The organism is Streptomyces sp. Y309, from assembly GCF_056712025.1.
Map to the genome: position 1 here is coordinate 4,822,824 of NZ_CM160048.1, position 12,682 is coordinate 4,835,505.

At 73.7% G+C, this 12,682-nt stretch carries 10 protein-coding genes, 1 tRNA gene, 1 other RNA gene and 1 pseudogene; 7 read left to right on the forward strand and 6 right to left on the reverse strand.

Features of this window, described 5'->3' with window-relative positions; all coding sequences use genetic code 11:
• Positions 1-76 precede the first annotated feature (76 nt).
• Positions 77-673, reverse strand: coding sequence for an HhH-GPD-type base excision DNA repair protein (locus tag AC0KTA_RS19490; RefSeq protein WP_481049503.1), 597 nt, complete (start codon positions 671-673; stop codon positions 77-79).
• A 168-nt stretch (positions 674-841) separates the two neighbouring features.
• On the opposite strand from AC0KTA_RS19490, the gene AC0KTA_RS19495 reads away from it, so the two are divergent.
• Together AC0KTA_RS19495 and AC0KTA_RS19500 are read left to right on the forward strand one after the other, a co-directional pair.
• Positions 842-2,434 carry an ABC-F family ATP-binding cassette domain-containing protein gene (locus AC0KTA_RS19495; protein ID WP_481049504.1) on the forward strand — a complete coding sequence of 531 codons (1,593 nt, stop codon included), beginning with the start codon at positions 842-844 and terminating at the stop codon, positions 2,432-2,434.
• Positions 2,435-2,546: 112 nt separating this feature from the next.
• Complete coding sequence (locus tag AC0KTA_RS19500) at positions 2,547-4,175, forward strand: PucR family transcriptional regulator (protein WP_481049505.1); 1,629 nt, start codon at positions 2,547-2,549, stop codon at positions 4,173-4,175.
• A gap of 762 nt (positions 4,176-4,937) precedes the next feature.
• On the opposite strand, the gene AC0KTA_RS19505 is transcribed toward AC0KTA_RS19500, so the two are convergent.
• Complete coding sequence (locus AC0KTA_RS19505) at positions 4,938-5,900, reverse strand: LysR family transcriptional regulator (RefSeq protein WP_481049506.1); 963 nt, start codon at positions 5,898-5,900, stop codon at positions 4,938-4,940.
• Between the two features lie 176 nt (positions 5,901-6,076).
• Between AC0KTA_RS19505 and AC0KTA_RS19510 the strand changes: the two genes are divergently transcribed.
• On the forward strand, positions 6,077-7,090 hold the full coding sequence (locus tag AC0KTA_RS19510; protein WP_481056487.1) for a DMT family transporter: 1,014 nt from the start codon (positions 6,077-6,079) through the stop codon (positions 7,088-7,090).
• Here the strand turns inward: AC0KTA_RS19510 and AC0KTA_RS19515 are convergent.
• Both AC0KTA_RS19515 and AC0KTA_RS19520 read right to left on the reverse strand, forming a co-directional pair.
• Positions 7,027-7,668, reverse strand: a pseudogene (locus tag AC0KTA_RS19515) (sensor domain-containing protein); the annotation flags it as partial. The gene AC0KTA_RS19510 and the pseudogene AC0KTA_RS19515 overlap by 64 nt on opposite strands.
• A 74-nt stretch (positions 7,669-7,742) precedes the next feature.
• On the reverse strand, positions 7,743-9,053 hold the full coding sequence (locus AC0KTA_RS19520; RefSeq protein WP_481056488.1) for an MFS transporter: 1,311 nt from the start codon (positions 9,051-9,053) through the stop codon (positions 7,743-7,745).
• A gap of 122 nt (positions 9,054-9,175) precedes the next feature.
• Between AC0KTA_RS19520 and AC0KTA_RS19525 the strand changes: the two genes are divergently transcribed.
• Positions 9,176-9,550, forward strand: coding sequence for an ArsR/SmtB family transcription factor (locus tag AC0KTA_RS19525; RefSeq protein WP_481049507.1), 375 nt, complete (start codon positions 9,176-9,178; stop codon positions 9,548-9,550).
• Between the two features lie 46 nt (positions 9,551-9,596).
• Here AC0KTA_RS19525 and AC0KTA_RS19530 read toward each other — a convergent pair whose 3' ends face one another.
• Positions 9,597-10,226, reverse strand: a complete 630-nt coding sequence (locus AC0KTA_RS19530) for a TetR/AcrR family transcriptional regulator (RefSeq protein ID WP_481056489.1) — start codon at positions 10,224-10,226, stop codon at positions 9,597-9,599.
• 261 nt (positions 10,227-10,487) lie between these two features.
• On the opposite strand from AC0KTA_RS19530, the gene AC0KTA_RS19535 reads away from it, so the two are divergent.
• A complete protein-coding gene (locus AC0KTA_RS19535; RefSeq protein WP_481056490.1) occupies positions 10,488-11,264 on the forward strand; it encodes a VOC family protein in 777 nt (258 codons plus the stop codon).
• A gap of 66 nt (positions 11,265-11,330) precedes the next feature.
• A complete protein-coding gene (locus AC0KTA_RS19540) occupies positions 11,331-12,212 on the forward strand; it encodes a GNAT family N-acetyltransferase (protein WP_481049508.1) in 882 nt (293 codons plus the stop codon).
• A 125-nt stretch (positions 12,213-12,337) separates the two neighbouring features.
• Here the strand turns inward: AC0KTA_RS19540 and AC0KTA_RS19545 are convergent.
• Positions 12,338-12,425: transfer RNA gene (locus AC0KTA_RS19545), tRNA-Ser, on the reverse strand.
• 120 nt (positions 12,426-12,545) lie between these two features.
• Here AC0KTA_RS19545 and ffs point away from each other — a divergent pair.
• Positions 12,546-12,644, forward strand: an RNA gene (gene ffs / locus AC0KTA_RS19550) — signal recognition particle sRNA small type.
• Positions 12,645-12,682 lie beyond the last annotated feature (38 nt).

The window sequence follows — 12,682 nt, forward strand, 5'->3', positions numbered from 1 at the left end:
GTCCCCTCCGGTTCGTTGGCGGCTTTCCCTCCGGTGGGGTTGCGGGCTCGGGTGTCCGTCCGGTGGGGGTTGCGGGTTAGTTTTTGGCGGCTTTCGCCGCCGCCTTCATTTCCTGTTTGTGGGTGCGGACCTTCTGGAGGGACTCCGGGCCCGTGATGTCCGCCACGGACCGGTACGCCTTCGGTTCGCCGTACGCCCCCGCCGCCTCCCGCCAGCCGGAGGGGCGTACGCCTAGTTGCTTGCCCAGCAGGGCCAGGAAGATCTGGGCCTTCTGCTTCCCGAAACCGGGGAGGTCGGTGAGGCGCCGCAGCAGCTCTTTGCCGTCGGTCACGTCCCGCCAGACTGCCTCCGCGTCCCCGTCGTAGTGCTCCACCAGGAATTGGCAGAGCTTTTGGACCCGTCCGGCCATCGCGCCGGGATAGCGGTGCACGGCCGGCTTGGCCGACAGGAGTTCGGCGAAGGAGTCGGGGTCGTAGGCAGTGATGTCGTGGGCGTCGAGGTCGTCTGCGCCCATGCGTTGCGCGATCGTGTACGGGCCCGCGAACGCCCACTCCATGGGCACCTGCTGGTCCAGGAGCATCCCGACCAGCGCGGCCAGCGGACTGCGGCTCAGGAGCGCGTCGGCCTCTTTTTGCTGGGCGAGGTGGAGGGTGGCGTTGGTGTTCGCGTTCATGGGGCGATCATCTCGCGGGAGTGACTGGTTCGCAGGGGGAGAAATTCGGGTGCGTGTGCGGTCTGGGGTGCCTAGCCTCGGGGGCATGTCTACGCCCCGCATCTCCTAGCCAGGACACACGCCCTCACGTCACCCGTGTGTCCTTTCGCTGTTGCGGAGCGTTTCCCTGTGATTTCTGTACGTGACGTCGACCTGTGCGTCGGCGCCCGGACCCTGCTGTCCGGTGTCTCCTTCCACGTCGGTCCCGGTGACCGCGTCGGCCTCGTCGGGCGCAACGGCGCCGGCAAGACCACCCTTCTGAAGGCGCTTGCCGGGCAGGCCCCCTGTGCCGCCGGGTGCGTCAGCCGTACCGGTTCGCTGGGGTATCTCGCCCAGGACCCTGCCCCCTCGGACCCCGCCGCCACCGTCACCGACCGCATCCTGTCCGCGCGCGGCCTCGATCGGGCGGTGCGTGCGCTGCGGGCCGCCGAGGCCGCCATGGCCGAGGGCGGTCACGATCGTGCCGCCATGGCCGCCTACGCCCGCGCCGACGACGAGTTCCAGGCCCGGGGCGGGTACGCCGCCGAGGCCGAGGCCGCCCGCGTCGCCGCCGGGCTCGGGCTGCCCGAACGGGTGCTCGCGCAGGCGGTGGGCGAGTTGTCGGGCGGGCAGCGGCGCCGGGTCGAGCTTGCCCGGATGCTGTTCTCGCGACATGACATCTTGCTGCTCGACGAGCCCACCAACCACCTCGACCGGGATTCCGTGGAGTGGCTGCGCGGGTTCCTCGGCGGCTATCCGGGGGGTGTGGTGATGGTCAGTCATGATGTCGGGCTGCTGGGCGATGTCGTCAATCGCGTCTTTCATCTGGATCCGGCCCGTGCCGCGCTCGACGTACACAACACCACCTGGCACGCCTATCTCGCCCAGCGCGCCGCCGACGACCGGCGGCGTGCCCGCGAGCGCGCCAACGCCGAGCGTAAGGCCGCCGCCCTGAAGACCCAGGCCGACAAGATGCGCTCCCACGTCGCCACCGCCACCGTCGCCAAGAACATGGCGCGCCGCGCCGACAAGTTGCTCGCCGGGACCGAGCCCGTGCGGCGCGGTGAGAAGGTCGCGCGCATCCGGCTGCCCGAGCCCGCCCCCTGCGGGCGGATGCCGCTGGGCGCGGTACGGCTGGAGAAGGCCTACGGGGCTGTGCGGGTGCTCAACGGCGTCGATCTTGCTGTGGACCGCGGCAGTCGGTTGGTGGTGCTCGGGTTCAACGGGGCCGGCAAGACCACACTGTTGCGGGTGCTCGCCGGGCGCGAGACGCCGGACGCGGGGCGGGTCGTGCGGGGGCACGGGCTGCGCCTCGGGTACTTCGGGCAGGAACACGACACCCTGGACGGGGACTTGACCGTACGGGGCAACCTTGCCGCCGCCGCGCCGCAGCTGACGGACGGCGAGGTGCGGCAGGTCCTCGGCGCCTTCCTGTTCCGCGGTGACGAGGTGGACAAGCCCGCCAAGGTGCTCTCCGGCGGCGAGAAGACCCGCCTCGCCCTGGCCGGGCTCGTGCACTCCGGCGCCAATGTGCTGCTGCTCGACGAGCCCACCAACAACCTCGATCCCGCCTCGCGCGACGAGGTCCTCGGCGCCGTGGGCACGTACCCCGGAGCGATCGTGATGGTCACCCACGACGAGGGCGCCCTCGCCGCCCTGCGCCCCGACCGCGTCCTCGTCCTGCCCGACGGCACCGAGGATCTTTGGAGTGCGGAGTATCGGGAGTTGGTCTCGTTGGTTTGAGGGGCGGGCCCCCTCCGGGCGGGGCGGGTGAGGATCTCGTTCCGGGGGGACGTCGCCGGGCCGCTGCTCGGTCACTACTGTGACGGTCACCGGCCGGGCAGGGGTGAGGGCGATGACGTCGTACGAGGACCAGGGCGGGGGCGGTCGTGAGGGGCTTGGCGGCCGGGGCGACCGGGGTGGCGGCCGTGAGGGTCGTGGCAGCCGCCAGGGTGGGGCCGATCCGTTTCCCGTGCTGAGTCCCGCCGCGCGCGCCCTCGCGGCCCGCTGCGAGCCCCGCGTCAACGAACTCGCCCGCCGCATGGCCCGCGAGGCCTTCGAGCGGCTGCCCGGATACGCGGCCCTGCCCGCCGACGTGAAGGACGTCGAGATCGCCGCGACCGCACGGCACGGCCTGCGGCTCTTCCTCGACCGGGCCGCGGGCGACCGGCACACCGCGCGCGCGGGCGCTCCGCCCGGCTACGACCTGTTCCGCGAGCGCGCCGCCCAGCGCGCCGACGAGGGCATGCCCCTGCATCTCCTCCTCGGCACCCACTGCTTGGGCGCGCACGTGCTGTGGCGGGCGCTGCGCGACGCGGCCGGGCCCGCCGAGGCGTCCGCGCTCGCCGAACTCAGCGACTACCTCTTCGCCGCCCAGCGGCGCGTGGTCACGGCCGTGACCGAGACCTACCTCGACGAACAGGCCGCCATCGCGGCCGAGCGGCGCGAGGAACGGCGCACGCTGGCCCGCGCGCTGCTCGACGGAACGCCCGCGCCGGGCGCCGCGGCCGCGGGGTTCGCCGGGCCCGCGCTCGTCCTGTGCCTGCGCCTCGACGACGGGGCACGGCTGGGGGCGAACACGGCCCCCGTCGCGGTACGCCGCCTAGTGCGCCGCCTCCAGTCCACCCTCGACCGGACCTTCGGCAGACAGGTGCTGATGCTGGTGGATGGGGGTGGCGGGCATGTGTTGGTGCCGGGGGTGGTGAGGGTGTCTGGGATGTTCGGGGTGCCTGGGGCGGTTGGGGGGCCCAGGCTGCTTGGGGCAGCTGGGGTGCCTAGGGGCCCTCGGGTGCCCGGCGGGTCCGGGGTGCCTTGGGACTCAGGGAAGCCCGGGAACTCAGGGATGCACGGGGAGCCCGGGGTGTCCCGGAGGCCCGGGGTGTCCTGCGACGCCGGGATGTCCTGCGACACCGAGGTGTCCAGGAAGGCCGGGGTGTCCAGGGAGGCCGGGGTACTCGGGGCACCCGGGAACTCAGGGATGCCCGGCGAGCCCGAGGTGCCCCAGGAGCCAGGCGAGGAAGCAACCGCCGCGCAACTGGAGCGCCTGGCCGGGGAGTTGCGCGGCCTCTGCGGCCCCGGCCTGCGCCTCGCCGCCGCCTCGGCCGCCGCGCCGTCCGGCATACCGGAAGCGGCCCGCACCACCGAGGAGATCATCCGCGTCGCCCGCGCGTGCGGCCGCCCGCCCGGCCCGCACCGGCTGGAGGACGTACTCCTCGAATACCACCTCTCGCGCCCCAGCGCGGGCAGCGACCGCATAGCCGCGCTCCTCGAACCCGTCGCCGGGCGGCCGGAGTTGCTGGAAACACTGCGTACGTACCTGAAGCTGCGCCAGGACCGCCGCGCCACTGCCCGCCTGCTCAGCCTGCACCCGAACACGGTCGACAACCGCCTGTCCCGCATCGCAACGCTGACCGGCCTGGACCTCACCAACTCCCACGGGACGTCACTCGCGCTCGCGGCACTGCTGCTGCGGGACGTCGGATAAGGGGTCCGGGACGGGGCGGACCAAGTCCCGCTCGGGGGATGGGTGGTGCTGTGCGGTGCGACGGCTTCAGCGGGGCCACAGCTCGGGCGGCCGGGCCAGTCCCCGGCGGCACGTTGGGGCCTAAGGCTCGGGTGGCCGGGCCCGTCTCCGGCAGTACCTCGGCGCCGACAGGAACAGGCGGCCGGGCCGTCTCCGGGCGGCGCCTCGAGGCCGACAGAACGGGCGGCCGGTCCTGTCCCCGGGCGGCACCGCGGGCCCCACAGCTCGGGCGGCCCCGCCCCGCCCCCGGGCGGCACCTTGGGGCCGACAGCTCGGGTGGCCCGCCCCGTCCCCGGCGGCACCTTGGGGCCGACAGCTCGGGCGGCCCGCCCTGTCCCCGGCGGCACCTCAAGGCCAACAGAAACGGGCGGCCGACCCCGTCCCCCGGCGGCATCGTGGGCCCCACAGCTCGGGCGGCCCGCCCCGTCCCCGGCGGCACCTCGGGGCCGACAGAAACGGGCGGCTGACCCCGTCCCCCGGCGGCATCGTGGGCCCCACAGCTCGGGCGGCCCGCCCCGTCCCCGGCGGCACCTCGGGGCCGACAGAAGCGGGCGGGTGGGTGGGAGAAGCCGCCGCGGAGCGGCGGCGGCAGGGTTGCCGCACGGCGCGACGGGGCCGACGGTTCGGCACTCCAGAGTGGCCGGGGGCCAGGACGTCCGGGGTGCCCCCGGGGTCAAGGGCGTCCCGGGTGCCCCGGGGGCAACGGCGTCCGGGGCCCCGGGGTCAACGGTTCCGGGGACCGGGTGACGGCACCGGTGGCGCAGCGGCCACTACGGCCGCCGCCTCGCGCAGGGCGTACAGAAACTCCCCCAGCACCGGCCCCCCGGGCGCCGTAGCCCGGACCGCCGCCCAGATCGACCGCACCGGCTCGGGGTCGTGGACCTCGCGGACGGCCAACTCGGGGTGGCCGTCCGCGAGGTCCACGCTCGCGGGGGCCGCAAGCCCCATCTCCGGGACCAGCGCCACGCCGACCCCCGCGGCCACGAACCCCTGCGCCGTCGCGTAGTCCCCGCTCTCCACCACGAAGTCCGGCGTGAAGCCGGCCGCCCCGCACGCGTCGAGCACGGCGTCCAGGCACGGACCGGGCAACTCGCTGCCCACCCAGGGCTCGTCGGCCAGGTCGGTGAGCCGGAGGACCGGGTGCGCGGCGAGCGGATGGGCGCGGGGGAGCACGGCGCGGTAGCGGTCGTCCAGGAGGTGGACGAAGCGGACGCCGTCGACCGGGGGCGCGTCATGGCGGCGTACCACCAGCGCCGCGTCCGTGCGGCCCGCCTTCACCTCGGGCAGCGGGTCGTCCGGGTCACTGAGGCGCAACTCGGCCTGCACGCCCGGGTGTTCGCGGCGCAGCCGGGCCAGCGCGGGGGCGACGAGACGGGCGCCCGCGGTGGCGAAATAACGTACCGAGATCCGTCCCGTCCGCCCGGCCCGCAGATCCGCGAGCGCCGTCTCCGCCTGCGCGACGTGCCGGCCGATCGTGGTCGCGCAGTCGGCGAGCAGCCGCCCGGCGTCCGTGGGCCGCACCCCGCGCCCGGTCCGCTCCAGGAGCGGCGTGCCCGCCTCCCGCTCCAGGGCCGCCATCTGCTGGCTGACCGCGGACGGGGTGTACCCGAGGTGCCGGGCCGCCGCGGTGACCGAGCCGCTCGTGACCACCGCCCGCAGGATCTGCATGCGCCGCATGTCGAGCATGCTCACCAGCCTACGCCCAGAATGCAGTTCAGCTTAAGTCTGGCTTCGGATCTTTTCGCTTGTCTTACGAGTGGGAGCGCGGCACCGTCGGCGACGTACGCCGAGTACGTGCGTACGCCGCCGCCGATGTACGTCGAGTAGGCCACGTACAGACCCGACCCACCCTGGAGCCCCGCATGCGCATCGCCGTCCTCGCCCTGCTCTGGGGCTCGAGCTTCCTGTGGATCAAGCTCGCCCTGGAGGGCGGCCTCGCCCCGCTGCACGTGACCGTCGTCCGCTGCGCGCTCGGCGCCGCCGTGCTCCTCGTCCTCGCCCGCGCGGCCCGCCAACGGCTGCCGCGCGGGCGCCGCGTCTGGGCCCACCTGGTCGTGGCGGCCCTGTTCTGCAACGCGCTGCCGTTCCTGCTGTTCAGCATCGGCGAGCAGACCGTCGACTCGGGCGTCGCGGGCGTCATGAACGCCACGACTCCGCTGTGGTCACTGGGACTTGGGCTCTTGCTCGGTACGGAGCGGGGGCTCGGCCCGAAGCGGCTCGCCGGGCTGCTGCTCGGCTTCGGCGGCACCCTGCTGATCTTCGCGCCCTGGCAGGAGTCGGGGCTCATGAGCCCGGGCGCCCTCGCGCTGCTCGCCGCCGCCGTCAGCTACGCCGTCGCCTTCGCGTACATGGCACGGCACCTCATCGGCCGCGGCACCCCGCCGCTCGCCCTGTCCGCCGCCCAGCTCCTGATGGCCACCGGACTGACCACCCTCGGCCTGCCCGCGAGCCCGCACACGGACTCGGCGCCGAGCCTCACCGGCGTGCTCGCCGTCGTCGTCCTGGGCGTCTTCGGCACCGGGCTCACCTTCCACCTCAACTCCCGCCTCATCGCGGACGAAGGGCCGACCGCGGCGGCCACGGTCGGCTATCTGCTTCCGGTCGTCTCGGTCGCGCTCGGGGCGCTGGTCCTCGGGGAGGAGATCGGTGCCCGGGTGGTGGGCGGGATGGCGGTGGTGCTCGTGGGGGTGGGGCTGACGCGGGTAGGGCCCACGCGGGCGGGCCGGGCCCGCCCGGTGCCGCCTCACCTGCCCAGCAGCGACCGGACCGCCGCCTTGTCCACCCCGTTGAGCGCGCGCACGACCAGCGGCGTGAGCAGCACGAGCAGCCAGCCCACGGCCGTGACGCCCGCCACCTGCCAGGGCGACTCGATGTAGTACGCGTGGTGCTCGCCGCCGGAGGTGAAGTCGTACACGCGGTAGCCCGGCCAGTCGAGGTAGTGCTCGAACACCCAGGAGTACGTGGGGAACAGCGCGATCGCCCAGCCGGTCACCCAGAGCGTCAGCGAGAGCACGAAGCTCGTCACCCGCCACGGGAACATGACGACCTGGAAGACCAGGGCCTTCCAGCCCGCCGCGTCCGCGAGCCGCGCCCGTACCCGCGCCCAGCCGCTGTCCCCGCCCGCCGTCCGCACGGGCGCGGGCTCTGCCACGTCCAGGCCGAGCCGCTCCCGAGCCCGCCGCCGCTCGACTGCGCCGAGCCCGCGCGCCCCGGCCAGCATCACCGCGAACACGGGCAGCCCGAGCAGCGTGACCGCGAGGCCCGCGCCGAGCGAGAACAGCGTGACGGCGAAGACGAATCCGGCGATGGCGATGGGGAGTGAGGTGAGGGTGTACCCGAACTCGCGGAAGGTGGCGGCGGCGAAGGGGGCGCGCCAGGCCGAGGGAGCCTTCTTCGGTGCCGGAGCGGTGGCGGTGGCGGTGGCCGTGGCGTAGGGAAGAGTTTCGATCGTCATGGTGGGCCTCTTGTCCGTCTGTCCGTCTGTTCGCCGAGGTGGGGACGTACCGTGCGACGTGCTGTGCGATGTCCTCAACTCTGCTGCGAGCGCGGGCTTCGCGGCATAGGGCGAGGCGGCGTCATGGGGGTGTACCTAGGCCCCCTGAGGGCGAGGTCGCGGCCCGGCGTCCACAGCCGCACCGCCGCCGTCCCCGCCCCCAGCGCGATCGCGCCGAGCACCGCGACCGCCCAGCCCAGACCGGCCGTCGCGCCCAGCCATCCGGCCAGAGGATAGGTCAGCAGCCAGCAGGCGTGCGAGAGCGAGAACTGGGCGGCGAAGGCGGCGGTACGTTCCCTCGGCGGCGCGGAGCGGCGGATGAGCCGCCCGGCCGGGGTCAGCACCAGCGAGGACGCGGCGCCGAACGCCGCCCAGGCCGCGAGCAGCGCGGGCCACCGCCAACCGCCGCCCGACGCGGCCGTGACGGCGCCGAGCGCGGCGAAGACGGCGCCGAGCAGGAGCCCGCCGCGCAGCATCACGGCGCGGTCCCCGACCCGTTCCAGGACCCGGGGCAGCACGAGGGCCACGGCCATCGACCCGGCACCGTACGCGCCGAGCGCGAGCGGCACCGCGCTGGCGGACCGGCCGAGGACGTCACGTACGTACACGACCGAGTTGACGGTGACCATGGCGCTGGCCGCCGCGACGGCGAGGTTGAGGGCGAGCAGGGAGCGCAGCCGGGGGACGGCGAGGAAGAGCCGGGTCCCGGCGGTTGCCTTGGAGTACACGCTTCCGGTGCGCGGCGCCGCGTCCGCGTTCGGCCCCGGACTCGCGCCCGGCTTCGGCAGCGCCGCGGACACCACCAGGACGGCCGAGGCGAGGAACCCGAGGACGGTGCCGGTGAACAGCCAGTTGTACGTGATCACGGAGAGGAGGACGGCGGCGAGCGCGGGGCTGAACAGGTTCTCCAGGTCGTAGGCGAGCCGGGAGAGGGACAGCGCCCGGGTGTAGTCGCGCTCCTCGGGCAGGACGTCGGGGATGACGGCCTGGAACGTCGGCGTGAAGACGGCCGAGGCGGCCTGCAGCAGGAAGACCAGGACGTACACCTGCCAGACCTGGCCGACGAACGGCAGGAACAGGGCGACGGCGGCGCGGGTCAGATCGGCGCCCACCATCAGCGTCCGGCGCGGCAGCCGTCCCGCGACCGCGTCGACGGCGGGGGCGATCAGGACGTACGCCACCATCTTGATCCCGAGCGCGGTCCCGAGCACCGAACCGGCGGCGGCCCCCGCGATGTCGTACGCGAGCAGCCCGAGCGCGACGGTGGCGAGCCCGGTGCCGACGAGGGCGATGACCTGGGCGGAGAAGAGGCGGCGGTAGGCGGCATGGCGCAGGACGGACAGCATGGGGGCTCCCGGTCGCGGTGGGGGCGGGCGGCGCACCGTGCCGTCGAGTCTAGCCTTCATGTGCGCAGTTGTGCACATGTTGACAGGATGGGTCTCAAGCCCGCCCGCTCTAGGCTGGTCGCATGCCCGCAAGCGACCCCGCCCCCGCCGTGCCGGACGCGCATCCGGGAGACCCGCACCTGCGCGAACCGGACGGCGCCCGCCTGACCGAGGCGACCCGGGTGTTCGCGCTGCTCTCGGACACGACCCGGCTGCACGTGCTGTGGCTGCTCGCCCTGGCGGAGGCGGACGCGGGATCCCTGGCCGACCGCTGCGAGGCCTCCCGCACGGCAGTCAGCCAGCACCTGGCGAAGCTGCGCCTCGCGGGCCTGGTCGAGACCCGCCGCGAGGGCCGCCACATCTACTACCGCCTCACCGACGGCCACCTGCGCCGCCTGGTCATGGAGGCCCTCAGCCACGCGGACCACCGGGTGAGCGGCCGGGCGCCGCACGACTGAGTAGCGGCCGTCGGTATCCGGGGCGTCGGCGTCGGCCGCCGTGACGTCACCAGGTCATGGCGGTGGGGTCGTTGCCGAGGGCGGCGGCGAGGAGAGTGCGGAGGTGGTCGGCCTCCGGGAGCAGCGTGGCCTCGATCTGGTCGTCGGTGCGGCCGGCCAGGGTGAGTTCCTGGATGCGCCGGAACATCAGCCGGTCCGCCGCGGCGATCAGGGCGGCGTCGGCCCGGGGCGCGATGGCCGGGTCGGGGTCCGGGGCGGCGGCGGTCAGCGCCGCGGCGAGCGCCTCCTCCCGCAGGTCGTGCAGTTCGCGCAGCCGGGCGGTGAGCGTGGGGCTGTCGGCGATCATGCGGGCGAACGCGGGGCCGGTGAAGCCGACGACGGGGCTGTGTTCCAGCAGGGCGGCGCGGAATGTCCGGCCCAGGGCGGTGAGCGGCTCCTCGCCGGGCCCGCGCTCGGCGACGGTCCGGGCCAGGCCCTCGGTGAACGCCTCGTATTGGTCGAAGGCCAGGTCTTCCTTGCGGGGGAAGTAGTTGGTGACCGTCTTCTTGGACACGCGGGCCGCGGCGGCGATCTCGGCGATGGTGGTCTGCTCGAAGCCCCGCTCGATGAAGAGCCTGGTGGCGCAGTCGGAGATCAGCTGCCGGGTCTCCTGCTTCTTGGACTCGCGGAGCCCCATCTCGGTAGTCATGAGGGAATCTTACATCCAGCGTAAAAATATGCTTGACCGACTGAGGGGTCGTGGCTAAAGTTACGTCCGTTGCAAAATTCCCCTGGGTGAACAGACCTGAATGCGCAAGCTCAAGCAGGAGGATCAGGGCGCCCAGGGGAGCAGGAGGACGTTCCGGCTCACGGCGTAAACCGGACCCGCACCTGTCGCACCCCGCACCCGCCCCGCCCCTACCTGCCAGGAGTTGCCCTGAACGTCACCGCCTCCACCCTGTCCCTCACCGTCGCCGACGTGGACGCCTCGACTGAGTTCTTCCGCACCCACCTCGGCTACCAGGTCGCCATGGCCGCCGACGGCTTCGCGTCCCTGACCCGCGGTGACGGTGCCGCTGACGTCGTACTGCTCCGCCGCGGCAGCGAGGTGCTCCCGCCCGAGCAGCGCGACCAACGGGCCGCGGGCCTGATCCTCGCGCTCACCGTCACCGGCATCGAGGCCGAGGAGCGGCGCCTGCGCGAGGCCGGTGCCCCGATCACCATGCCGCTGCGCGAAGAGCCCTGGGGCGAGCGGCTGTTCCAGCTGACCGACCCGAACGGCGTCGTAGTCCAGTTTGTCGAATGGGCCGTGCCGGACGAGCCCGCGCAGAACGACGAGTCCACGCAGGAAGAGGAGCCCGCCATGCACGTGATCACCCCCGCCGCCGAGAACGTCACCGAGTCCCCGAATGCCCGCATGACCGGCCTGGCCGCCCCCAGCCGCGGCAGCACGGAACTCAGCACCTGGACCGTCGAGATGGAGGCGGGCCAGAGCGGCCCCGAGCACGCCATCAGCCGCGAACAGGCCTGGACGGTGACCGCCGGCGTCCTCGACGTCACCTGCGACGGCCGCACCGAGAAGATCTCGGCGGGCCAGACCTTCGTCCTCCCGCCGGACGTGCTCCGCCAGGTCCACGCCCCGCAGGCGGCCGAGGCCCACGTCGCCATGCGCGCGGACGGAGTGGCCTCCGTACCGGGCACGGAAGGCACCCGCACCCTGCCCTGGGCTCAGTGACACCCCGTACAGCCCGGCGCAGGACCGCACCGACCCCCTCGCACCTCTTCCTCTGACGGAGACAGCTTGTCCATACGCATCACCGCCCTGACCGACCCCGAGGAGACCCCCGCGGGCCGCCGCCTGGCCTGGCTGGCCTCCGGTGCCGACGGCAGTCCCGCCGGGTACGCCTTCCTGCGCCTGTTCACCAGGGAGGGCCAGCGTCACCTCGCCGAACTCGACGTCCAGGTCCACCCCGCCGAACGGCGCGCGCGGGCGGGCACCCTGCTGCTCGACGCGGCCGTCGCCGCCGCCCGCCGGGACGGCCGGAGCACCGTCGTCGCCCAGGCCGCGGCCGGATCCCCCGGCGCCGCCTTCCTCACCGCCGGCGGCTTTCGCGCCGCGCTGGCCCTGACGTACGCCCGGCTGCCGCTGGCCGACGCGGACCTCCCCGCGCTCACCGCCCTCGCAGAGAAGCCGCACCCGGGCTACTCGTTGACGGCATGGGAGGGGACGGTGCCCGACGAACTCGCCGACACCTACGTGGCGTCGCGCCGGGCCATGGACGACATGCCGATGGGGGCCGTCGACTACGGCACGGTGGTCTGGGACCTCGACCGGGTACGGGCGGCGGCGGCCGCAGTCTCCGCGCGCGGTGACATCCTCCACACCGTGGCGGCCGTCGACCGCTCGGACGGTGCCATCACCGGCTTCACCGAACTGGTCGTCCCCGGTGACGGAACGGGCGACGCCCAGCACTACGGCACGGCGGTGCTGCCCGAGCACCGCGGCCACGGCCTCGCCCGCTGGATGAAGGCCGCCGCGATCGCCCGGGCCCAAGAACGCCACCCCCGCCTCGGCGGCCTCCTGACCGACACCGCCGACAACAACCCGCACATGCGGCGCGTCAACGACGAACTCGGCTACCTCCCGACGCACACGGCCCACGAGTACCAGCTCGACCTGTAGACCACCGCCGCTCGAAGCACACACGTCGGCCGGTCAAAGCACATGCGTCGCCCGGTCGAAGCGCACACGAAGAAGGGCCCCACCGCGAACGGTGGGGCCCTTCGACATCGTGCCCGGTGAGGCACTGGCGGAGGATACGAGATTCGAACTCGTGAGGGGTTGCCCCCAACACGCTTTCCAAGCGTGCGCCCTAGGCCTCTAGGCGAATCCTCCGCCGCAAACAATACAAGACGCGGAGGAGTGCTCGCGAACTCGTTCCGGTCCCGGGGACCTGGTGCGTTCTCGTGCGGGGAGCGGGCTCGTTCGCACCCCCCGGGATCGGCTAGGGTGGGGGACAGCCCCTCACGCGGCGCTATCTGACTGAACTCCCCCAGGGCCGGAAGGCAGCAAGGGTAGGTCGGCTCTGGCGGGTGCGTGGGGGGCGCTTTGCGTTCCGGGGCGGGCCGGGCCGGGCCGGGCCGGGCGGCGGG

Bases quoted from the DNA above. Each gene is read 5' to 3' on its own strand.
- AC0KTA_RS19490 (WP_481049503.1), bottom strand. From the start codon at position 673: ATGAACGCGAACACCAACGCCACCCTCCACCTCGCCCAGCAAAAAGAG.
- AC0KTA_RS19500 (WP_481049505.1), top strand. From the start codon at position 2,547: ATGACGTCGTACGAGGACCAGGGCGGGGGCGGTCGTGAGGGGCTTGGC.
- AC0KTA_RS19505 (WP_481049506.1), bottom strand. From the start codon at position 5,900: ATGCTCGACATGCGGCGCATGCAGATCCTGCGGGCGGTGGTCACGAGC.
- AC0KTA_RS19510 (WP_481056487.1), top strand. From the start codon at position 6,077: ATGCGCATCGCCGTCCTCGCCCTGCTCTGGGGCTCGAGCTTCCTGTGG.
- AC0KTA_RS19520 (WP_481056488.1), bottom strand. From the start codon at position 9,053: ATGCTGTCCGTCCTGCGCCATGCCGCCTACCGCCGCCTCTTCTCCGCC.
- AC0KTA_RS19525 (WP_481049507.1), top strand. From the start codon at position 9,176: ATGCCCGCAAGCGACCCCGCCCCCGCCGTGCCGGACGCGCATCCGGGA.
- AC0KTA_RS19530 (WP_481056489.1), bottom strand. From the start codon at position 10,226: ATGGGGCTCCGCGAGTCCAAGAAGCAGGAGACCCGGCAGCTGATCTCC.